Here is a 21,779-nt window from a genome sequence, read left to right as displayed (position 1 = left end):
ACTGCGCTCACTGTTCGCAGTAGTGCTATCGTGAGCGTCATTACTGCGAACATTGTACCCGAGTAGAGCGTGTCCAGCCGAAAGGGAAACCACCATGACCACTCCCGTCACGATCATCGGTGCCGGGCTCGGCGGCCTGACCCTCGCCCGGGTCCTGCACCTGCACGGCATCCCCGCGACCATCTACGAAGCCGAGGCATCGGCGGAGGCCCGCACGCAGGGCGGCCAGCTCGACCTCCACGAGTACAACGGGCAGCTCGCCCTCGAAGCGGCCGGCCTCACCGACGAGTTCCGCGCGATCATCCACAAAGGCGGCGAGGCCGTGCGCGTGCTCGACCAGCACGGCGCGGTCCTGCTCGACCAGCCCGACGACGGCACGGGCGGGCGCCCCGAGGTGCTCCGCGGAGACCTGCGTCGGATCCTGATCAACTCGCTGCCCGACGAGATGATCCAGTGGGGACACAAGGTCACCAGTGTCCGCCCCCTCGGGGACGGCAGGCACGAGCTGGCATTCGCCGACGGGTCAACCCTGACGACCGGCCTCCTCGTCGGCGCGGACGGTGCCTGGTCGAGGGTCCGGCCGCTGATCTCCGACGCGAAGCCCGAGTACGTCGGCACGTCGTTCATCGAGACCTACCTGTACGACGCCGACCAGCGCCACCCCGCAGCGGCCAAGGCCACCGGCGACGGTTCCTTGTTCGCGGTCACGGCCGGCAAGGGGATCCTTGGCCATCGAGAGGCTGGCGCCGTTCTTCACACCTACGTCGCGCTCACCAAGCCGCAGGAATGGGTCTCCGCCGTCCTCGCCAGTCCCGAAACGGCGGCGGCCCAGGTGGCGGCAGAATTCACCGGATGGGCGCCGGAACTCACCGCACTCATCATTGACGGGGAAACCGCCCTTGCCCCGCGCCCGATCAGCGCCCTGCCGATCGGCCACCGGTGGGACCGTGTTCCCGGAGTGACGCTGCTGGGCGACGCCGCCCACCTCATGTCACCGTTCGCCGGGGAGGGAGCCAACCTGGCCATGTTCGACGGCGCCGAACTCGGCAAAGCCATCGCCGCACACCCCGACGACATCGAAGTCGCCCTTGCGGAGTACGAGCAGGCTCTATTTCCCCGCAGCGCCCACTTCGCCGCCGAATCCGACAAGAACCACCAGCTCATCTTCGGCGACAACGCCCCCGCCGGCTTGCTCAACCTGCTCACCGGCCAGGAGTCGACCGAGTGAGCAGGGCCCACAGATCCGAGATCCTGAGCCGCAGGCGTCGGTCTGGCCGCCTCCACGGCCAGCACCCGCACGGACAGACGGCTGCTGACGTTGAAGCAGATCGCCGCCCCGTTCGGCTACGTGCCGAGCGACCGCGCCGACGCCGGGGCGTGCGTACCGCTCCTGGGAGCGGACGGAGGTGTGGCGGCACCGGGCCAGCAGCATTGGGGTGGAGGCAGCCAGGAGACCGTAAAGACGTTCGTGTCCTGCATTCTCGGCAAACCCGGGCTTTGCGCCCCCCATCAGGTGTACGCCGACTGCCGGGGGCTGGTGATCTGATGCGGGTCCGCACAGCGGTCGGCTGTGCGGCATCGAGGTGGTCGCGTGGACGTATGGGTGAAGGGGCCGGACGGCCGACTACGACGACGCTCCCCCCATGGCAAGCGCGGTTCGTGCCAGCCCGCGCAGCCAGGCGTGGGCGTGGTCGGTGTCGTAGCGCTGATGCCATGACAGGTATATCGGTGCCGACGGCAGTTCGAGCGGGAGGGGGAGCACGACCAGGCCGAGGTCGGCGACAGCTGACCGCGTGGTGGCTTCGGGGACGCTGATCACCAGATCGGAGCCGCGGGCGAACTCCAACGCGGCCGCTTCCGTGGGCGCGGTCGCCACCACGCGGCGGGTGAGGCCAAGTCGCGCGAGGGCGTCGTCGAGGGCATTGCTGAGGTTTCCACGTCGCGAGACGGTGACGTGCTCAGCGGCGGCGTACCGCTTTGCGGTGACGGTGCTGACGCGGGTGAGGGGGTGCCCCTGCCTCACGACGATGACGAGGCGGGACTCGCCCACATTCTCGGCACGGACGTCCGGTGGGCTCGGCCGGTTGGCGTTCGCCTCCAGGTCCACCTCGCCGCGCCGCAACTCGGGGGTGTCGATGCTCGATTCCGCGACGAAGCGCAATCGCACACCCGGCGCCTCTTCACGCACGGCCGCGAGCAGCGCGGGGCCGCTCAAGGCGACCAGGGAATCATGCCAGCGGAGTGTGAAAGTGCGCTCCAACGTTGCCAGATCGAGTTCACGACTCGGTGCCAGCACCCCTTGAACCTGGTGCAGCAGCTCGTGCACCTGTTCCCGGACGGCGATCGCGTACGGCGTCGGGGTCATCGTGCGGCCGGTGCGCACCAGGATCTGATCCCCGGTCGTGCGCCGAATCCGGCCCAGACTCCGGCTCATCGCGGGGGCGGTGACATGCAGGCGCGCGGCCGCCCCGGCCACACTGCCCTCCTCCAGCAGCGCGTCGAGCGCGGCGAGCAGGTTCAAATCCAATTGCATGTGAGTAATCCTAGCCGTGCTTTACATGCATTTGAAGTTAATCAAGGGGCTGGATACCTTCGGGACCAGAGCGCGGAACAGTGCGCACGGTTCGGCCCGAACGGCCTCATCACCTCCTACTCAAAAGGGAGTTCACCATGTCCGAAATACTTCAGACCACTGACGTCGCCACCTTTGACGCCGACCTGCTCGGTCAGACCGCGATCGCCGTGCGTGCGGCCGGTTCGGCGCTGCGCGAGCGCTTCGGCGAGGTCGTCCGCTACCAGACCCGCGAAGAGCTGATGCGCGCGCTCGCCGTCAACGACGAGGTGGCCCTCGACATCCTGCGCCCCCGCCTCACGCGCCTGCGTCCGGACGCCGGCTGGGTGGAGGACGAGCTGGACGGCGGGGCGCTGCCGCCCGGCGAATGGTGGGTCGTGGATCCGGCCGAAGGCAACGTCAACCACCTGCACGCCCTGCCGGAGTGGGCGGTGACCGCCACCCTCGTGCGTGAGAACCAGCCGGTGCTCACCGCGGTCCACCTGCCGTTGACCGGCGAGACGTACACCGCGCTCGCCGGCGCGGGCGCCCACCTCGACGGCCGACAGCTGCACGTCTCCCAGACCGCGGACCTTGGCCTGAGCATCGTGGCCACCAGCCAGGCCCGGCCGGACGAGGACGAGAAGGTCGTGCGACGCATCGGCTCCTCGATCACCGCGATGCTCCTCGACGCGCTCGTCGTCCGCACCGCCGTGCCCGCAACCCTGCACCTGCTGAACGTGGCCGCCGGCCGGATCGACGCCTTCTGGCAGTTCGCCGGCGCCCGCGCGGACCTGCTGCCCGGGGCGCTGCTCGTCACCGAGGCCGGCGGACAGATCTCCGACGCCCAGGGCCGCCCCTGGACCCCGCAGAGCGAGAGCCTCCTGGCCGCCGCACCCGGCGTCCACGCCGGGGCCGTCACCACCCTCTCACACTGACCGCGCACCACAACCCGCACATACGGAAGGACCAGATCATCATGACCACGATCGCCGTTCTCGGAAACGGCCGCGTCGGCGGCAACCTGGCCACGGCCCTCACCCGGGCAGGACATGAGGTGAGGGTGGCGGACCGCTCGCCCGGCGCCGCCGCCGACGCTGCCCGGACAGCCCAGATCGTCATCAACGCCACCCCGGGCGCCGGCTCGCTGGAACGTCTCGCCGCCCTGCGCCAGGAACTGCGCGACAAGATCCTCGTCGACGTCTCCAACGCCACCACCGACGGACCGGACGGCCTGCCCGCCGACCTGATCTACCCCGGCTCAAGCCTCGCCGAACAACTCCAGGAAGCGCTCCCCGAAACGCACGTCGTCAAGACACTCAACACCATGCTCTTCCCGGTGATGACCGCGCCGGCCACGCTCACCCAGGCACCAACCGCGTTCCTCTCCGGCGACGACCCGCAGGCCAAGCAGACCGTCCGCGAACTGCTCACCGACCTCGGCTGGCGCACTGAGTGGATCACCGACCTCGGCGGAATCCAAACCGCCCGCGCCACGGAAGCCGCGATACTGTTCGTGCCGCACGTGATTCGGTCCAGCGGATTCGCACCCTTCGCAATCTCGATCGCCCGCTGATCCGCACACGATGCACCGCCCCCGGCGGGCCCCCATCCAGAACAGATGCGACAGCGCAGCCAGGGCCAGCGATTCAGCGCCGGACGGCGACCCGTGGCCACCCCTCCCGGGGCCGTCGGCCTCGCACCGACGAATCGGCTCATCTCACGGCGGACGCGCTTGCGGAGCTGGTCGCGCGGGGCCCGAGCGATTACTGAGGGACGTAGCTCTCGATGTGGTCGATCACCGCCGATACGGCATGTCGGTATGCGGTGCTCGACCGGCGGACCTGGGACAGCAGCATGCCCCCTTGGACGGCGGCCGGCAGGGCGGTGGCCAGTGCGGTGATGTCGGCGCACTCGCTCAGCTCACCGCGAGCCTGCATGCGGGCGAGCCCCGACCTGATGGGTGCTTCCCACCGCTCGAAGGACGCGGCAAGGTCGGTGCGGGCCGAGGGGTCGGTCTCGGCGAGTTCGCTGGCGAGCGAGCCGATCTCGCAGCCGCCTACCCACCCCATGGCGTCCTGTCGGTCGGCCGCCCTGTCGCGCCAGGCCCGCAGCGCGTCGATGCTGTCCAGATTGTCCAGCAGGGGACGCTGCCGGTCGAGCCTGGCGTTCGTCTGAAAATCAACGACGGCCAGGACCAAGCCCTGTTTGTCGCCGCAGTAGTGGTAGATCAGCGATGCGCTGACCCAGGCAGCCGACGGGACGTCCGGGATGCTCGTACCCCCGACGCCGCGGTGGAACATCAGTTCCGCGGCGGCCTCGATGATGCGTTCACGGGTTCTCCGGCCGGGCCTAGTGAGTCGGCGCCCCTCCAGCCCTTTGACGTCTACTGGCGAGTTCATACGCGCACCTCCAATCTGTGTCGTTCCGGCAGCTCCAGGAAGGTCCTCATCATGTCCCTCGACCCCCAGATCGCTGCCCTGCTCGAGAAGTTGGCCGAAGAAGGCGGACCGGCACCGGAGAGTCGAACGGTCGAGGAGAACCGCGACTTCGTGAGCAGCCTCTCCACCCTCGCGGGCGACGCCGAGCCGGTCGGCAGCGTGCACGACGCAGTGGCCGCCGCCGAAGGCCTCGAGGTCCCCATCCGCATCTACACCCCCGCCACCGTCCCGCGCTCCGGGCCGCTGCCCGTGACGGTCTTCTTCCACGGCGGCGGATGGGTCCTCGGAGACCTGGACAGCCAGGACCACATCGCCCGCATCGTGGCCAACCGCTCCGGCACCATCGTGGTCTCCGTCGACTACCGGCTCGCGCCCGAACACCGCTTCCCGGCGGGGATCGAAGACGCCTACGCCGCCCTGACATGGGTCGCGGCCAACGCCGGAAGTTTCGGCGGCGACGGGCCAAACATCGCGGTGTTCGGTGAGAGCGCCGGCGGCAACCTCGCCGCAGCCCTCGTGCAGGAAGCGCAGCGGCGCGGGGGACCTCACATCGCACTGCAGGTACTGGCGTACCCGGCGGTCGACCGGTTCGACGACAGCCCCTCCATGTACGAGAACATGGCCGGACCGTTGCTGAGCCGCAGCTGGCTCGAATGGTTCTGGGGCCTTTACCTCAACACACCCGACGAAGGCGCCGACCTGCGCGTCTCGCCGGCGCGCTCCGACGAGCTGGCCGGGCTTCCTCCTGCCGTCATCGTCACCGCCGAACACGATCCGCTGCGGGACCAGGGTGACCGGTACGCGCAGAAGCTCGCCGACGCCGATGTGCCGGTCAAGCACCTCCCGATCAAGGGTGCCACCCACGCTTTCTTCTCATTCACCGGATCGGTGCAGCTCTCACGGGACGTCTTGAATCAGCTCGGAGATGCCGTGGCCACGGCGTTCAACGTCTGACCCGCCCAGCGTTGCCGCTTGCCAGGTCCCCACCACGCGTAAGCGCGGCGGGGGACCTGGCGTCCCGCGAGTCCGCAACGGGCCGCCCCGACAAGGGCCGCCGCAGTGGCGGTCCCGAGGAAGATCGCGGTGGCGCTCGCGGGGGAGAGCGCCACCGGCGACGACGGGACCCGCGACGTGCTCGCCCGGCGACCCACGTACGATCGCGGTGACCGCCCTCGGTGAGGAGCCTCCCGCTCCGCAAGCGTCCCGACGACGCACCCATCGTCACGTTGGTGGTGCCGACGCTGGCAGGCCCCCTGACCTTCTACCTACCCCTCCTGGGCGGCCCCCGCCCTGATCGTCGCGCTATGGTGGCTGTGGACCGCGCCTCGGTGGCGCAACCGGGACAAGGCGATCGGGACGATGGCCGCCCTGACGTCGCTGCTGCTGTGGGTGGCGCAGTCCGTGGTCGCCGCGGGCGCGTTGCACTCCGGCTTGGGAGCGGCATTCATCCCGGCCACCCTGGCCGTCCTGGCACTCCCGGCCGCCGTCAGCCTGTATCTACTGCGTGCCGCGAGGCGCCCAGCGTGACGGCGACTTACCTCCTGCCGGTGTCACCCGACTCGATCGGCTCTCCCACTCCATCCTCCACTGATCGCCCTCGGCGCCGGGCTGCGCGAGCGGCGCATCGACACCTTCACCGTGGACGACCTGCCATGTTCGGCATGCTCAGCGTGCCCGCTGAGCTCCAACGCGACTGATCGTGGCCAACCAACGACGGGCTCGCGGGTGGGCCGGCGGACGCCGTCCCAGGCTCACCAAGGGCCGGATCACTCCCTGTTGCGCAGGGTGTCGAGGCGATGGCCGGTGCCGGTGGCGCCTGTGCGGCACCACACACTTCGACACCGTCGACGTTGCCGCGGTCCGCCTCGGTGCGAAACGCGCTGCCCTGCCCGCCTCGACGGCTGAACCGCGGTCGTGCGATCGCGTGTACGTGTGGCCGTTCGGTGAACTGCTTCTCGCAGGCGCGGTGGGCGCCCAGGGCGAGATGTCGGCGGCCGGCGCCGGTGACGCGCGCGCTGGTCACGGCGGCCGAGGCGGCGGCCCGCAGGGCGCTTCACCCGGTGGTCGACACGGTGCCCCTGGTAGGTGAGGCGCGCCGATGACCTATGAGTGCTCGGCTTCGGCTTCGGCTTGGCGGCGGCGGTATTCGGCCGCCCTGGTCACGTAGTTCTTGTGCTCCTGGGCGTGGTCCGGGGGAAGGTGCGGGGCGTCCGGGGACGTGGTGGCGAAGAAGCTCCGCAGTCCATTGTTGGACTCGGTGGCGAGCCTGCCGGACCGGGGGAACATCGTTGTTTCGTAGCGTGTGATGGCCTTGTCGATGGTGCCCTCCTTGACGATGGCGTGCGCGAGTTCGGCGCCGTCGAGGAGGGCGAGATTAGTGCCGTGTCCACCGAAGGGCGCCATCAGGTGGGCGGCGTCGCCGCACAGGGTGACGCCAGGGCGGTGGCTCCAGGTCAAGGGTGCGGGCAGGGCCCAAAAGGAACGCGGTACGTAGTCGCTGTCGTTGTCGGTAAGCAGCGGACGCATGGCCGCCGACCAGCCGCTGAACTCCTGCAGTAGAAAGTCGCGCACGGCGTCACGGGCGGCGAGGTCCACGCCGACCTCGGTGGCCCATTCGGCTTCGGCGCGGAAAGCGATGTATCCGCGGACCACGTTGTTGCTGTTGCGTTGGACGATCACCGCACGGCCGGCGTTGTCGTTGGCGAACATGTGGCCGTCTCCGACGAGCGCGGCGATCTCGGGGTGGCAGGTGTCGACGTCATCGAAGCGCACGTCAAGGAAACAGGCTCCGAGGTACTGCGGCACCGCTTCGGTGAGCAGGGGACGGACCTTCGACCAAGCTCCGTCGGCCCCGATGACCAGATCTGCTTGCACATGGATGCCGTTGGCGAACTCCAGACGGTGTGTCCCGTCATCGGCCGGCGTGGCCTCGAGCAGCTTGTGCCCCCAGCGGACGGTGCCAGGCTGGAGGTGTTCGAAGAGCATGGTGCGCAGCTGGCCGCGGTCGATCTCGGGGGCTGCCGTGTCGTCTTCGGCGGGGATGTACTCGGCCAGGACGGTGCCGTGGTGGTCCCGACGGGTCTTGGCCTGGCCCTCGACGCGGGCCAGCGCCAGGAAGGCGTCCATCAGGCCGGCGTCCTCCAGGGCGATCTGGCCGGCGTCGGCGTGCAGGTCGAGTGTGCCTCCCGGGTCGCGGGAGTCCACGGCGGAGTCGGCGTCGTAGACGGCCGGCTCGATGCCGTGTTGCTGGAGGATGCGGGCGCACATCAGTCCGGCGGGTCCCCCGCCGATGATCGCGATGCGGGGTGCGGTGATGGTCACGGGTGAGATTCCTTTTCTGTCGGGAGCGAACGCCCCGTGCGGTGGTGCCGGGGCGCGCTGTCAGCGGTCGTCCCCCGGCCGGCCTCGCCCGGGCGGAGGAGCAACGCCACCATAAGTGAAGCCGATAAAAAAGCGCAACGAATAAACTTAGTGATCGGATGCGCTAGTGTGATGGCATGACCGAGATGGGGCGCCGCGAGCGCAAGAAAGCCGCCACCCGCCAGGCACTGGCGGACGCGGCGCTGAAGCTGTTCCTGGAGCGCGGCTACGACGCGGTCGGCGTGCGGGACATCGCCGAGGCAGCCGACGTTTCGGTGACCACGCTGTTCAAGCACTTCCCCGACGGCAAGGAAGCGCTGGTCTTCGACCAGGACACCGACCGCGAGGCCGCACTCGTCGCCGCCGTCCGCGACCGCCCCGCCGGCCAAACCATCCCCCAGGCGCTGCGCGGACTCCTGCGCGAGGAACGCTCCCGCCGGGTCCGCACCGACCCCGGCTTCACCGACTTCCTCCGGCTCGTCGACACCACCCCGCCGCTGCGCGAGTATGGCCGCCGCATGTGGCTCCGCCACGAGAACGCCCTGGCGGCAGCGATCGCCGCCGACACCGGCCTGCCCGCCGACGACCCCGGCTGTCAGGCACTCGCCCACTTCGCCCTCGACGCCGTCGCCCTCGTCCACGGACGTCACGACGCCGAATCCGCCCTCGACCGGGTCTTCGTCCTCCTCGACAGCGGCTGGAGTGGCATGACCCGTCCGGGCGGCGATGGTGGGAATGCCGGACGTCCTTGAGTCCACGGAACGCCAACCTGCCGCTCACTGAACTCGCCCACGATGAATGAGCACTGTGCATCGTGAGGTTGCTGGTCGTGGCTCTGGTGTGAGGAGCGGGCGGGACACTCACGCTGGTCGTCGGCGGGTGTCCACGGTGAAGATCGTCTGACGTGATGGCCGGAGCCGTTGTCGGGTTCTGCTCGCCGAGGTCCGAGCCCCTCTTGCTATCCGTCACCGGGTTGGTACAGGGGGATGTCGCGGGGACGGCGTGTGGGCATGCAGGAGGCGAAGCGGATCACAGCTCGCCGGAGTGAATCTGGACACGTTGGCCGAGGAGTTGGCCAAGTAGCTGCAGGAGGTCCGGGCCGAGCGGGAGGAACTGGTGATTGCCGAGGGGTTGGCCGAGCAGGACCGGGCCGAAGGGGAGGCCACCTCGACCGTCGCCCCGACTCCCACCTGGAGGAATTGGAGGTACCGCGCCCGCGCACGAATCGCCGCTGATCCGGGGTACGAGGGCAGGGACGGGACCGAGACCGGCTGCCAACTCGTCGAGGCGGACAGACCCGCGGCCGCTGTCCTCCCTTGCCTTCTCTCGCCTCCCCCCATCGTTCGTCCGTCACCCGGGCGCCTGCCCGGTCGCGGACGTGGCACCTGCCCGGCCCGTGATGGTCGGCCGGTCCGCGCTGTCCGGCCCCGCTGAACCTGGCCGCCCGGCCGTCTACGGCCTGGACACCTACGTTCGCTTCTTGACCGCCCTCATCGACCACCTCGATGAGCCGCGGGTATACCTGCTCGGCCACTCACACGGGGGCTTCGTCGCCCAGCGGTACGCGCTGGACCACCCGGACCGGCTGGCCGGCCTGGTTCTCCACCACACCTCACCGGTCGCCGGCCCGGACTGGTGGGAGGCCGCGATGACCGGACTGAGCACCTACCCGGATCTCTACCCGGACCGCCTCGAGGCGGCCAACGTTCCGGCAGCGTTCCAGAACGCCCTGGCCGCAGGCGACGACGAACAGGTCAGCACACTGTTGCGCAAGGCGCTGCCGGTGTACTTCGCCGACTTCTGGGCCCGCGAGGCCGAGTTCACCGACTTCCTGGCGCGAGTGCACATCTCCGCGGAGCCAGCCACCGCACCCGGCGGAGAGCCCTTCGACGTCCGGGACCGGCTGGGCGAGATCACCGTGCCCACGGTGGTGATCGCAGGGCGACGCGACTTCATCTGCGGCCCGCGCTGGGCCGTGATGCTGCGGGACGGCATCCCCGGAGCGCGACTGACCGTCCTCGAACACAGCGGCCACTTCGGCCACATCGAGCAACCGGACGAGTTCACCGCCGCCGTGCTGGAGGTCGTACGGGAGCAGGAGACGCGAAAGCCGGTATGACGACGACCGGTCCGCTCGGCCTGGCCGAGCGGACCGAGGTCGCGTCGCGGCGTACGCGGACTTCGTGACCGGGGCTCCGGGGCCGCTACGGGGGACAGCCGAGTGGGCTGGCGTGCGTGGGCTTCGGGAGGATCTGACTGGCCACGAGCGCATGACTCTCGTGAAGATCGTCGGTCAGCGGGAGACTTCACGGTTCGTCAGGATCAACAGGGCCCTCACCAGTGCGGTTGCCCACTTCGGGTCGGTGCGGACCTTCCCGAGCACGCGTGAAGACCAGCTCGAAGAAGCCCAGCGCATCAACGAGCAACTGCGCGCACAGGGCCGCGAGTCGTAGCCAGAAACCTCAGGGTGATCAGGGGCTTCGAGCTTCGTGGAGAGCCGGCCAGTGCCACAGGTACATCATCCGCGACGGGCCGTTCCGGCATCCGGCGGAGGCCCGGCCCGCCCGTCGCCGCCCTCCTGGAGCTCGGTATCAGCCGAGAGCGCCACGCAGGCGACGCGCGAGCTGCGGAAGGTGCCGCCCGGGAAGCGGGTCTCGGAGCTGGAGCGATTGTGGACCAGGCCGGTGCGCTAGCGATACGCGAGGCCCTGGACCGGGCCCGGGAAGTGCGCGCACTCGGGGCTGGCCTGGTGGGGACCGGCGGGGTGCCGGTGACGCGGATGGCCGCGTTGGCCCGGCACGGGATGGGCTTGAAGGCGCCCACTTTGCGGGACTTGGAGGACCCGCACGACCGCCACCATGCTGGCCACGGTGCGGCCCTGTGGGCCTTTTCCCTCACCACCGCCGCCCTCGACCGACTCGAAACCCGCGTCCGCCATCGCCTCAAACAGCTGCAGTACCGCCCCGACGTCCTTGACGGCTTCCTCACCGGAACCGGACTCTCCGTTGACCTGCCACCCCGAAACGCCCGCCTATCGCTTCTCGCTTCCGCGGCGAGAAACTCTTGCCTCCTCGCGGTTCTGCCATCCATCGCCTCGGAAACGGTCTGAATCACCCATTAGGAGTCAGTGACAGACATAGCGCATTTTCACATCTCCCTTACATGGCATGTTGGCCTCCCTACTTCCCCGAGGGAGGAACTGCGTGTCCAACTCCCCCACGCCCACGGACCCGGCCCCGCGATACCCCAGGTGGTCGGACCGCCTCATACGTCAGCTCGACGCCTTCGCGGCCACGCGGTCCCGTGCCGAGAAGGTGCCTGCCTTGATCCTCACCAGGCAGGACGGCGGCGATGTCCAGGCACCGGCCCTCATGGTCCGGGAGTACGAGCACCGGTTGTCGCGACGGCGGGGCAACCCTCACTTCCAGGTACCGCACGCCGTCGTCGACGACGCGGAGCTGAGCGGAGGCTTCATGGCCGCGATCGACCGGGTCGGACTGCGGTTCCAGCTCACCATGCCGTCGGGAAGACTGCGGTTGTCGGCCTTTCACACCTGCCGGGCCGTACTGGACTCCGAACGCGGCACGGGCGACTTCCAGGCCCAGCAGCAGCCGATCCTCGAGGACCTGTACGCGGCCCTGCTCAAAAGGCGGAAGACGCTGCGTGCCTGCGCTAGCCTCGCGGACTTCCTGGGGCAGCATCTCCTGACCGGCTGGCTGCAGGGACTCGTGGCAGCCCTGGTCGTCGGCCTTCCCAAGGTCTGTTACCGGTTCTACCTGCGGCACTGGGGCCTGCGCTGGGTCGCGGACGAAGCGAACGCGACCTGCTTCCTGGACGCCGCGCTCGCCTTCTGCCAGGACGGCGAGCTGGACAGGGAAGACCCGCGCGTGCGACGGATCCTCTTGCGCGCGCTGCTCACCGATCTGCGGAAAGCGAGCCGGAGAAGGACCTGGCTGAGTCATCTGTGGGCACGGCGCCGGTGGTCCTTCGTCGTCCTCATTCCCGAGATCGACGACGCGGACGGCCCCGGCCGCGCCTTCCTCGGCACGTTCGAGGAGCTCGCCGGTGACCAACCGTCCAAGCCGCTGCTCGTCCTGGCCGCCTGCGCGGGTCCGCCTCCGGACTACGCCGCGCCGCTGGGCGCCGACCCCGACCGGCCCAACGGCGTCGCCGACAAGGTCTTCACGTTCCTCAACGAGGGAAGTGACGAGCCGGTACGCCTCATCACGCTGCCGGCCGAGGACGACACGGAGGGCACGGCCAAGACGAAGATCGACACCCATTGGGGCGTCATGGCCCGCCGGGACCACCCACTCGACTGGTTGCGTCCGGCCACTCTGCCCGTCACGGCCGCGGCGACCGCCGGCATCCTCCTGGCCCCGCACTACCTCTGGCCCACTCCGCCCCCCGCGCCTCCCTCCTGCGTCACTGTCAGCACCGGTGAGCGCGTGGGCGTCACCGACGGCAGGCAATGTGATCTGGCCGTACCGGGAGACCGCGGAAGGGAACTGCGGGACCTGGAGCACCAGGTCGCCAAGGAGAACGCCCAGATCCCGGACGGGCGTTACCGCACCCTGGTCTTCCTCGCTCCCCTGAGTCTGCAGAACGGCGTGTACGACGACCCGCCGATCGGCCTGCAGATCCTGCGCGGCGCCATCGCCCAGCAGCACAAGCTCAACACCGGGGTCCGCCAGAACAAGATGCCGATCCGCCTGCTCATCGCCAACACCGGCCAGTACTTCCAGTACGGCGCGCACAGCGCCGCAGCGCCGAAGGACCCGGACGTCGCACAGATGATCACCAGCCGTCAGCGGCAGGACCACATCGCCGCGGTCATCGGCATCACCCAGAGCCGTCCCGAGTCGCTGAACGCGGTCCGGGAACTCGACCAGGCCGGCATCCCGGTCATCGCGAACGGTGTGTCCGGCAGCACCATGGTCGGCCCCGACTCCCCGCAGCGGTACTTCCAGATCTCGGCGCCCGACGGGCGAGTCGCGCCGGTCCTCGCCGACTTCATCCGCCACTCTCCCGCGGTCCGCGGACTCACCAGCGGCACACCGCACGCCGTGGTCGTGTACGACCCGACCGACACAGCCTTCAGCACGGACCTGAAGAACCTGTTCGTCGCCGCCTACCGCCCGCACGGCGGTATCGACGAGATCAAGTACAGCGAGAAGCCCGGGGCGACCACGCCGGAGAACATCGCGAGCGAAGTGTGCAACAAGGTCGCTGCGACGCACGGGATCGTGGTCTACCTCGCCCGATCCGGTGTGCTTCCCAGCCTCCTCAACGCGATGCAGCGTGCGGGCGGCCAGTGCCAGCCCCCGGAAGGCACGACCATCCCGATGATCACCGAGAGCTCGCCCATCGACTTCCAGCTTCATCCCGAACAGACGGCGCGCGCCTACCCGTACATGACGCTCTTCTACGAGACGACGAACGCCCCCACCCCGGACTCCCGCGATCCCTATGCCCAGTTCGCCCAGGACTTCGCCACCGTCTTCGGCGGACGCAGCGCGGATGCGGACGCCGCCGGCGGCTTCGACACCGTGGGTGTCGTCAGCAAGGTCATCGAGGACCTGCTGCCGGCTTCCGACGACGTCCAGCCCAACGACATCTACCTGTGGCTCACCGCCCACGGCGTGTCCCAGTACCCCGGCGCTTCCGGCGTGCTGCAACTGGACGGCAAGAACAAATACCCGCCCGACAAGGCCGTGTTCATCCGCGAGATCGCCCAACCGAGCGGAATCACGACCACACTGCTCAGCTGCGGAGTCCTGCCCGACCGGCAGAACCCCGCGAATTGGGGCACTCCACCCGACGCCTTCCCCTGCCCCAACGACACCGCGGCCGCTTCCCCGTGAGAGGTTCCCGGTTCAGTTCGTACTGAGCATGCCCTCCCGCAGACGGGCCAGGAGCCACGCGATCAGGCGGGAGGCGTGCACCTTGAAAGGCTCCAGGCGCTCTCGATCTCCTTCTGCGTGCGTCCCCCGACCAAGCGCCAACGGATGATCTTGGGGGCGGGCCGTCGAGTACCTGTGGGCCTGCGCCAAACGCAGTCTCGCAAACCTCGCCAGCGCCGCCCTCGACCGACTCGAAGCCCTCGTCCGCCATCGCCTCAAACGGCTGCAGTACCGCCGATGTCCTCGACGGCTTCCGAACCCGGACTCTCACTCGACCTGCCATCCTGGACGCCGAAGTCAGACAGCGCCTGAAATCCGTGGGTCTCGACGGCCTGACTGCCGTTGTATCTGTTCCACACTGGCACTTCTCCAGGGACCGGCCATGGGCGTGCTCTCGTCGCTGCCGTCCGCGGCTATCGAGCTTGTCGAGGGAGCCTCCCGCCGCGTCTACGCGGGCTACGAGCGGGACCTTGAGGCCCCGGCCGACGAAATCGTCCCGCAGAATGTCCTCGCCGACGCGACCACGGTAAGCGCACGGACCCTGCCAGTCGGCAAGTTCCGGGGTGGACCAGGATGAGCAGGGCAATGCCCCACCAGGAAGCACCGGCCAGGGCGGTCAGCGCACTGGGCGCGAGACTGGTCAACGAGTCGGCGAGGCGAGGCGTGGTCATCGAGGGTCCCGGGGGTCGCAGGGGCGGTGTGTGGTTGACGGACTGCTGTCTGGCCAGGGCGGGGACAAGGTGCCAAGCGCTGGGGTTAGTCGCGCAAGGCGTACCTTGCAGGCTTGAACGGCTCATTCGATACCTCTGGACTGCGGGTCTTGGAGTTGAGAAGCCTTGAATGCGGCGGCAGTTCATGCCCAATCCGCCTGGCCCTAGCCAGGTGAGGTCCGGACAGTGCCGGGATGTCCATGTGCGTTGGCTGTGGGCCGGGCGTGGTGGCTGGCAGCCGCGTTCTGAGCGGCTGGGGGCCCGCCCCGAACACGTGCCCCGCCCCCAGGCCAACGCGACCTTCACTCCCGGCGACACCCTGATCCTGTACACCGACGGCCTGATCGAACGCCGCGGTGAGGACATCGACGCCGGCCTGACCCGCCTGACCTCCACGCTCGCCACCTGCACCGGGTTCAGCGCGGAACACCTCGCCGACGCCCTCCTCGGCCTCACCAGCGAGGCTGGTGACGACATCGCCATGGTCGTCGTCCGCCTGGAGAAATCACCGTGATCTCGGGTGGGCGCTGGGACACCTCTGGAGCGGCGAGAACCCTCACCTCAAAACCATGATCAGTCTCAGCGCCGATGGCTACCGATGTTCCACAAGGCCGATCACGATGTTCCCCAAGGCCGATCTTGGATGGGGACCGGGAAGCGTCGGGCGCGATGTTCCCCAAGGCTGGCGTCCCCCGGGCCAGGACCGCAGGCCGGTCCTCGTTCGGCCGACAGCGCGAACGGCGCCTCGCTCGTTGTGCGGGTGTGAAGAACGAACGGACGGTTGCGGACCATGCGGGCCGGGCGACATTTCCGTCGCGTGCAGTCGGCCGACCGTAGGGGACGGCGCAGCCGGACCGCGCGCTGAGGTTCCGCATCGAGGCCGCTCTGGCCTTGCACCTCGGGGTGATGCCCACAGCGTCGTGGCCCGGCCTGGAGAGCTCCGGCCGGACCAGGCGATGCGACGGCTGGTGCCGACTCGTAGGCTGCCGCCATGACCGAGATCCAAAACCCGACGCCTCGCGACGCCTTCGAGCTGCTGCTGGCCGGTAACCAGCGCTTCGTCGCCAGTACCCCCGAACACCCGAACCAGGACGCCACCCGTCGCGCCGAGATCGCACCGTCCCAGCAGCCCTTCGCCGTGCTGTTCGGCTGTTCCGACTCCCGGCTGGCCGCAGAGATCATCTTCGACCGCGGTCTGGGCGACCTGTTCGTGGTGCGCACCGCAGGCCATGTCATGGGCCCCGAGGTGCTGGGCAGCGTCGAGTACGGCATGGACGTGCTGGACTGCCCGCTGGTGGTGGTGCTGGGGCACGACTCATGCGGCGCGGTCGGCGCGGCGTGCGCCGCGCTGGAGGACGGCATGGCGCCGGCGGGGTATGTTCGGGATGTCGTCGAGCGGGTGACTCCCAGCGTGCTGGCGGCGCGGGCTGCCGGACGGGTTGAGCCGGAGGAGATCCTCGCCGAGCACATAAGGCACACCGTCGACCTGCTGCTGGACCGCTCCCGGGTGCTCGCCGAGAAGGTCGCCGCCGGCCAGGCCGCCGTGGTGGGCCTGTGCTACCGCCTGGCCGACGGCAGCGCACAGCTCGTCGCGGCCCGGGGCCTTGACGTGCCGGTCCCGGCCGGGTCCTGACCGCCCCGGAAGTGGCTGCTTACCGTGATGCGCCGCGGCCAGAGGACACCCTTAACGCGGATAATGGTCAGATTCCCGATGCGGTCAGCGCGCGGTGGCGAACCGCAGCGCGTCACGGGCGATACGTGTGGCGGCAAACTCGGTTCCGGCTACGAACCGCATCATCGGCCCGAACATCGGGGCAGCGAGCGATCCGGTGAAGTACAAGCCGGGGCTGGACGACTCGAGGGTTGCGGTCAGATGCGGAGCTGTCGAGCCCGGTACGCACGCCAGAACCCGCCGTAGTGCGGGCGACAGGGATGGTACGGCGTTCAGGTCGAGCCGGTAGCCGGTGGCCGCGAGGACGTGATCGACGGTGAGGGCCTGTGGTGACGTGCCGTAGGTCCCGGTGACCTCCAGGCGCACCCTGCCCTCGGACGTCGCCTCGGCGTGGGCGACACGACGTGAGGTACGTACCGGCACGATGCCCTCGACCCGGTCCCGCAGCCACCAGCCGCCCGACGGACCCAACGCGCGCCTGAACAGGCGCAGTCGGGCCCGGGGCGGCAGGTGCCGCACTTGGCCGGGGGCCTTGCACACTGCGGCCAGGATCCAGCCGGTTCCCAGCGGTGAGGCGGGCTTGGCCAGGCGTGGGGTCCAGTGGCGGGCCAGGTTGGGCGTCATCCCCCACAGCACCCGCTGTTCGCGGACCAGCACCTGCACCTCGGCGCCGCTCTCGTGTAGCAGCGCGGCGCTCTCCAGGGCGGACTGGCCACCGCCGATCACGGCGACCCGTCGGCCTGCGTATGCCGACAGGTCGGTGTGCTGACTGGTGTGCGATACCAAGGCAGCGGGCCCTGGCCCTGCGGGCGCGAGATGCCGCAACGCTTCCGGAACGTAGGCCAGCCCGTTCAGGCCGGTGGCCACGACGACGGTCGCTGCTTCGAGTTCCTGTCCGTCCTCCAGTCGGACCACGAACCCGGCACCGGACGTGGCCTCATCGACGGCCACTACCCGGGCGGGATCCACCTCACCGACGTACCGCTTCTGAAACCACTGCCCGTAGCGCACGAACACATCGCACGGGATGGGCGTCAACTCCGTCAGCTCGCCCTCCCCGTGCACCCGTCGGAAGTCCGCCAGCCGCCCGCCCGGCTCTGGTGCGGACAGGTCGGTGGCGGCCGGCGTCGACTTCAGGAACATCCCCGTGGCCATGGCGTGCCGCCAACTGCCCATCACCTCGCCGAAGACCCGCACCGGCACTCCGGCGGCCCGCAGGTGCGCGGCCACCGACAGCCCGTACGGGCCGGCCCCGACCACGACAACCGGAAGCCCCATGCGCCGTGTGAACACCTGCTCCTGGGCAGAGCGCTGCCTCGGAAGCGACTGCGCCATGCATCCCCCCCGCTGGTCCCCCCCGCCGCCTTCCCCAAGACGGCGCGACACTCTGGGATGGTGCGCCGGACTACAGTCGCCGCACCCGTCCCCCATCCGTGCCCGAGTGTGCCTCACCACGCGGAGCGGGCATACCGAAGTGGCGTACCTTGACCAAAATCTGGTCGAAGTAACCTCATGGTGCAGACCGGACGGGCTCGGAGCCCCATCGGCGCGGACCGCGCCGACATGATCGATGCCGTGGTACCCACCGCCAAGCCTTCGACCTGCTGTTGGAAGGGGGCAACAAGCGGTTCGTCTCCGGCACGTCTGCGCATCCAAGCAGGACGCCGCGTGCCGCGCGGAGACCCTCCCCGTGTCAACCGGTGAGGGCACACCGCCTTAAGCGGTCCGGGGCCCCGCGGCGCGGCGGAGCCGTTGGCGATCGCCAGTCCCAGCCCCTCCTCCACTGGCAAGGACGCGATGATCAGGTCGCACCCCTGTCGGTCGAGCTCGCGCAGGAACCCGTACAGCCCGCGCGCGTAGGCGGTCAGCGAGCCGGGGACCGTCACCACGGCGTGCGCCTTCACCGGAGCGTCGGCGAGGGAGGGGGGAAGGAAGACGCCCACCTGGTGACCCAGCTCCTGCGCGAGCTCCACTTCGATGACGACCTTCTCCGGCTCGACGAGGACGACCCGCGCACGCGGCGCGTAGTGCGACGGATGCTGGCCCGGCACCCGGACACTGCTCATCGAGGGCATGTCGATCGGGCACCCCAGCACCGCTTCGAGGTCCTCACGCGTCACCCCGCCCGGCCGGAGGATGCTCGGGATCTCGCCCGTGGCGTCGACGATGGTCGACTCGACGCCGACCGTGCAGGGGCCGCCGTCCAGCACGAAGTCGACAGCATCACCAAGCTCCGCTCGCACGTGGGCAGCGGTTGTGGGGCTGACCGAGCCGAAGCGGTTGGCGGACGGGGCCGTGACACCGCCGCCGAAGGCCGACAGCAGCGCGAGTGCGACAGGGTGGTCGGGCACGCGCACGGCCACCGTCTGAAGGCCACCGGTCGCCTCCAGAGGCACGCGGAGAGCGCGCCGCAGGACCAGCGTGAGCGGCCCCGGCCAGAAGTGTTCGGCCAGCAGACGCGCGGGGGCGGTCACGTCCTCGACCCAGTCGTCCAGGTGCTCCGAACCGCCGATGTGGACGATCAGCGGGTGGGAGGGCGGGCGCCCCTTGACCTGGAAGATGCGCGCGACGGCGGCGGGGTCCTCGGCGTTGGCGCCCAGACCGTAGACAGTCTCGGTCGGGAGCGCCACCAGGCCCCCGGCGCGCAGCACCTCGGCCGCCTTCTCGATGTCAATGGTTGTTGCCCTCACTCTCGCAATCCTCTCATTCCGCTCTCCCGCGTTCCGTGGTCTCGCCGGCGCATGGCCAAGAGACCACGGCTTGCGGCCCTCATGATGCCGACTCGGCCGACCGGTCCGCCGCCGACGCGAAAGTCGCCGCCTCGGGCACGGAGCAGGGGCCGGACCCCGTGACCACCACGGTGGGTCGAGCGCAGCTGGCATCCGGTCGTGGTCTAGCCGCCCAGGTCGGGCCCGGCGATCAGCGTGGAGTAGCAGAGAGTGAGGTGACGTCGCGTAGCGTACTGCAGACATACACGTCCGAGTGAGTGACTGACGCTGTCGGGGAACTTGGCTTCTGCTCTGTACGTGCACTGCGCGTAGTGGGAAGTTGGAGAGCCGGCGCCGGCCGGACTGGTCCTCGGCCCCAGGTGTTCCACTCGCCCTAGGGAGGGTCGACCGTGGCCTCCGATCACGACATGCTGTGGCGTCGCTGCGCGCACCTGGGCCGTGTCCTGCTGCCTGTGGTGGACGAGGAGGCGTGGCGCCAGGCCCGCCGTCAGGAGCACCTGGAGGCATGGGGCATCAACATCGCGGAAGGCGAGCGGCTGATCGAGGTCTTGGCGGCCCTTGCCGCCCATGCCGTCGCGGTCGACACTTCCGTGTCTGCCGCAGAGCTTGACCTCCTGCCTCTGAGCGCGGTGGCTGACGCGGCGACCGGTAAATGCGACTTCGAGTTGCTCGCCGGGCTTCCCGACACCTTCGCCGACGGCCGCGACGAACTGGCCGTCAAGGTCTTCCGGCTGTACGCCTACAGGGGCGGGCAGTACAGTCGACGACTTTTCCAGCTGAGCACAGAGCTGCGCGGTGCACTGATCGTCCTCGCCGAACGCTCGCGAATGCCGTCCCCCAGGTGCGGGCACGTCTTCTTCTGGGTGGCTGCAGCTGGCCTGTCCAGTGATCACGGAGACTTGACGAGCTGAGGTCACGCTTCCGGCCGCATGTCGAGTGCTGGTCCTTTGCCGGAATCGGCTTTGGCAGTGTCCGGGGCAAGAAGATGGGCATCATCTTGAGAGTGATCAGGTCAGCCTGCGGGGTGGGTGGCGACGCGCCAGGACCGGAACGCGGCCGGCAGCGCACCGACTCCATCAGCGTCCTTGCTGCGGTGCGGGACCTGACCCGTCTGGTCGCGACCATCAGGGGGCTCGCTGACCCGTCTGTGCAGCCCTGAACAGGGGAAACGAGGCGCTGCGCCAGCACGTCGGCCGCGCTGGACGACTCCAATTTCCAACATCCCCGACAGCGTCAGCTACTGAAAGTGATGGGAGAGGCCCTTCTACCCGGAGACAGCGAAATCTGCCTAACACCGGCGCAGTGAAGTACTTCGACTGCGCGATCCTGTCGCTCCCGACCCGCCTGCGTTCTACTGGCGGTAGAGCGGTTGTATGGGAGAGGAGGACACCAGTATCAAGACGACCAGAGACGTCCGCGACCGCCTGAGGGTCTTGGCCAGCGAACGCGGTACCACCATGAACGACCTGCTGGTGGCGCGCGAGCTGACCGAGGAGGAGAGGGAGCAGCGCGCGCAGCAGGCCTTGGAGGAGATCCGGCAGACGACCGGGGTGACCGTTTTCTGACAGCGCGCGGACTCGAGCTCGTGCCTTCCTGCAGAGCCTCGGACAAGAGCACCACGCCGCGTGATCCGTGTCTTGCTCGACCACACCTGTATCAAGGCGCTCGCCGAAGGCGACGAATTCCTCAACGGCTGTACGTGGAGGCCAGCTTTGGTTACGCCGAGATCGTGATTCCGGCCCTGTACGCCGCGGTCGCCGAGCGTGAACGACCGGGCGCCGGTCAGCACATCCTGCAGCGCCGCTTCACCGCGGCCGCCGACTTCACCGCGGCCCACGCCCTGGTGGCCGGCGCATGGCGCCAGGCGGACTGGCGGGTGCTGCATCTCGCATCCGCGGTGATCGTCGCACGGCAGGCGGGGGAGGACGCCACCCTGCTGTCCTTGGACATCGACCTGTACGCGGGCACCGGCGTCAGCCCGCTCAATCCCATGAGCCCCTGACCAGGGCTGCTGCTCGCCGACGGTGTCGGACTGCAGCACCAGCCCGCCGGCCCGGGGGCGGGCAACCCGATCGCGGTCACGCTCGCCGCCCCACTCAGGCGGGCTGGCCGTGGGCTTCAAGGCAGCCGGGGCGGCTGCAGACTGCCTGTTTTCGCTCCCTACGCCGCGAGACCGCACCTGTCGTCGCCACTGTCAGCGGGACCCTGCCTGCCCTTCGGCTTCTTCGGCAGCCCGCTGCCCGGGACGCGGCGCCCTGGAGCGCGGCGCGGCCGGAGCGGCGCAGTTCCAGGTACCGGTGTGCGGCGACCCCCCACGCAGCCGAAGCAAGGGGGCGGCATGCGCCACGTTCCAACCCGCGCCACAGTGGTACGCGCCGGAAAGATCACGACCCTCTGGGCACTTCCGTTCTTC

18 protein-coding genes and 3 pseudogenes are annotated in these 21,779 nt (G+C 69.3%); 16 read left to right on the top strand and 5 right to left on the bottom strand.

What is annotated here, in order from left to right; translation table 11 throughout:
* Positions 1-94: 94 nt before the first annotated feature.
* Positions 95-1,228, top strand: coding sequence for an FAD-dependent oxidoreductase (locus ACWGJ5_RS37780; protein ID WP_453314146.1), 1,134 nt, complete (start codon positions 95-97; stop codon positions 1,226-1,228).
* A gap of 396 nt (positions 1,229-1,624) precedes the next feature.
* On the opposite strand, the gene ACWGJ5_RS37775 is transcribed toward ACWGJ5_RS37780, so the two are convergent.
* Positions 1,625-2,533, bottom strand: a complete 909-nt coding sequence (locus ACWGJ5_RS37775; RefSeq protein WP_453314145.1) for a LysR family transcriptional regulator — start codon at positions 2,531-2,533, stop codon at positions 1,625-1,627.
* A gap of 137 nt (positions 2,534-2,670) precedes the next feature.
* Here ACWGJ5_RS37775 and ACWGJ5_RS37770 point away from each other — a divergent pair, with 137 nt between their 5' ends.
* Together ACWGJ5_RS37770 and ACWGJ5_RS37765 are read left to right on the top strand one after the other, a co-directional pair.
* Positions 2,671-3,489 carry a 3'(2'),5'-bisphosphate nucleotidase CysQ gene (locus ACWGJ5_RS37770; RefSeq protein ID WP_453314144.1) on the top strand — a complete coding sequence of 273 codons (819 nt, stop codon included), beginning with the start codon at positions 2,671-2,673 and terminating at the stop codon, positions 3,487-3,489.
* A gap of 41 nt (positions 3,490-3,530) precedes the next feature.
* Positions 3,531-4,127: an NADPH-dependent F420 reductase gene (locus ACWGJ5_RS37765; RefSeq protein ID WP_453314143.1), complete on the top strand. Its 597-nt coding sequence runs from the start codon at positions 3,531-3,533 to the stop codon at positions 4,125-4,127.
* A 190-nt stretch (positions 4,128-4,317) separates the two neighbouring features.
* On the opposite strand, the gene ACWGJ5_RS37760 is transcribed toward ACWGJ5_RS37765, so the two are convergent.
* Positions 4,318-4,953 carry a TetR/AcrR family transcriptional regulator gene (locus ACWGJ5_RS37760; RefSeq protein WP_453314142.1) on the bottom strand — a complete coding sequence of 212 codons (636 nt, stop codon included), beginning with the start codon at positions 4,951-4,953 and terminating at the stop codon, positions 4,318-4,320.
* A gap of 51 nt (positions 4,954-5,004) precedes the next feature.
* Here ACWGJ5_RS37760 and ACWGJ5_RS37755 point away from each other — a divergent pair, with 51 nt between their 5' ends.
* Both ACWGJ5_RS37755 and ACWGJ5_RS37750 read left to right on the top strand, forming a co-directional pair.
* Positions 5,005-5,946, top strand: coding sequence for an alpha/beta hydrolase (locus ACWGJ5_RS37755; protein WP_453314141.1), 942 nt, complete (start codon positions 5,005-5,007; stop codon positions 5,944-5,946).
* Between the two features lie 405 nt (positions 5,947-6,351).
* Positions 6,352-6,519: a hypothetical protein gene (locus ACWGJ5_RS37750; protein ID WP_453314140.1), complete on the top strand. Its 168-nt coding sequence runs from the start codon at positions 6,352-6,354 to the stop codon at positions 6,517-6,519.
* 576 nt (positions 6,520-7,095) lie between these two features.
* On the opposite strand, the gene ACWGJ5_RS37745 is transcribed toward ACWGJ5_RS37750, so the two are convergent.
* The gene (locus ACWGJ5_RS37745; RefSeq protein WP_453314139.1) at positions 7,096-8,313 is read right to left on the bottom strand and encodes an FAD-dependent oxidoreductase; all 1,218 of its coding nucleotides are present in this window, start codon (positions 8,311-8,313) and stop codon (positions 7,096-7,098) included.
* A gap of 185 nt (positions 8,314-8,498) precedes the next feature.
* Between ACWGJ5_RS37745 and ACWGJ5_RS37740 the strand changes: the two genes are divergently transcribed.
* The 8 genes and pseudogenes from ACWGJ5_RS37740 to ACWGJ5_RS37705 all read left to right on the top strand — a co-directional run bounded on the left by ACWGJ5_RS37740 (position 8,499) and on the right by ACWGJ5_RS37705 (position 16,598).
* Positions 8,499-9,104: a TetR/AcrR family transcriptional regulator gene (locus ACWGJ5_RS37740; protein ID WP_453314204.1), complete on the top strand. Its 606-nt coding sequence runs from the start codon at positions 8,499-8,501 to the stop codon at positions 9,102-9,104.
* A 368-nt stretch (positions 9,105-9,472) separates the two neighbouring features.
* Entirely contained in the window at positions 9,473-10,471 is a 999-nt protein-coding gene (locus tag ACWGJ5_RS37735) for an alpha/beta fold hydrolase (RefSeq protein WP_453314138.1), read from the top strand.
* 151 nt (positions 10,472-10,622) lie between these two features.
* Positions 10,623-10,805, top strand: coding sequence for a hypothetical protein (locus tag ACWGJ5_RS37730; RefSeq protein WP_453314137.1), 183 nt, complete (start codon positions 10,623-10,625; stop codon positions 10,803-10,805).
* Between the two features lie 870 nt (positions 10,806-11,675).
* Complete coding sequence (locus ACWGJ5_RS37725; RefSeq protein WP_453314136.1) at positions 11,676-14,216, top strand: ABC transporter substrate-binding protein; 2,541 nt, start codon at positions 11,676-11,678, stop codon at positions 14,214-14,216.
* Between the two features lie 163 nt (positions 14,217-14,379).
* Positions 14,380-14,490 (top strand): annotated as a pseudogene (locus tag ACWGJ5_RS37720) (IS630 family transposase); the annotation flags it as partial.
* Between the two features lie 147 nt (positions 14,491-14,637).
* On the top strand, positions 14,638-14,832 hold the full coding sequence (locus ACWGJ5_RS37715) for a hypothetical protein (protein WP_453314135.1): 195 nt from the start codon (positions 14,638-14,640) through the stop codon (positions 14,830-14,832).
* Between the two features lie 386 nt (positions 14,833-15,218).
* A pseudogene (locus ACWGJ5_RS37710) lies at positions 15,219-15,479 on the top strand (SpoIIE family protein phosphatase); the annotation flags it as partial.
* Positions 15,480-15,956: 477 nt separating this feature from the next.
* Entirely contained in the window at positions 15,957-16,598 is a 642-nt protein-coding gene (locus ACWGJ5_RS37705; protein WP_453314134.1) for a carbonic anhydrase, read from the top strand.
* Positions 16,599-16,682: 84 nt separating this feature from the next.
* Here the strand turns inward: ACWGJ5_RS37705 and ACWGJ5_RS37700 are convergent, their stop codons facing one another.
* Together ACWGJ5_RS37700 and ACWGJ5_RS37695 are read right to left on the bottom strand one after the other, a co-directional pair.
* Positions 16,683-17,915 carry an FAD-dependent oxidoreductase gene (locus tag ACWGJ5_RS37700; protein ID WP_453314133.1) on the bottom strand — a complete coding sequence of 411 codons (1,233 nt, stop codon included), beginning with the start codon at positions 17,913-17,915 and terminating at the stop codon, positions 16,683-16,685.
* Between the two features lie 438 nt (positions 17,916-18,353).
* Positions 18,354-19,327 (bottom strand): annotated as a pseudogene (locus ACWGJ5_RS37695) (L-threonylcarbamoyladenylate synthase).
* 428 nt (positions 19,328-19,755) lie between these two features.
* Between ACWGJ5_RS37695 and ACWGJ5_RS37690 the strand changes: the two are divergent.
* The 3 genes from ACWGJ5_RS37690 (at position 19,756) to ACWGJ5_RS37680 (ending at position 21,368) form a co-directional block, all read left to right on the top strand.
* Positions 19,756-20,277: a hypothetical protein gene (locus tag ACWGJ5_RS37690; RefSeq protein WP_453314132.1), complete on the top strand. Its 522-nt coding sequence runs from the start codon at positions 19,756-19,758 to the stop codon at positions 20,275-20,277.
* A gap of 462 nt (positions 20,278-20,739) precedes the next feature.
* Complete coding sequence (locus ACWGJ5_RS37685) at positions 20,740-20,931, top strand: hypothetical protein (protein ID WP_453314131.1); 192 nt, start codon at positions 20,740-20,742, stop codon at positions 20,929-20,931.
* A gap of 134 nt (positions 20,932-21,065) precedes the next feature.
* The gene (locus ACWGJ5_RS37680) at positions 21,066-21,368 is read left to right on the top strand and encodes a PIN domain-containing protein (protein ID WP_453314130.1); all 303 of its coding nucleotides are present in this window, start codon (positions 21,066-21,068) and stop codon (positions 21,366-21,368) included.
* The last annotated feature ends 411 nt before the right edge of the window (positions 21,369-21,779 follow it).

It is taken from the genome of Streptomyces sp. NPDC054783, from assembly GCF_053611725.1.
Note: the sequence above shows the minus strand (reverse complement) of the source record. Positions and strands in the feature narration are given on the sequence as shown.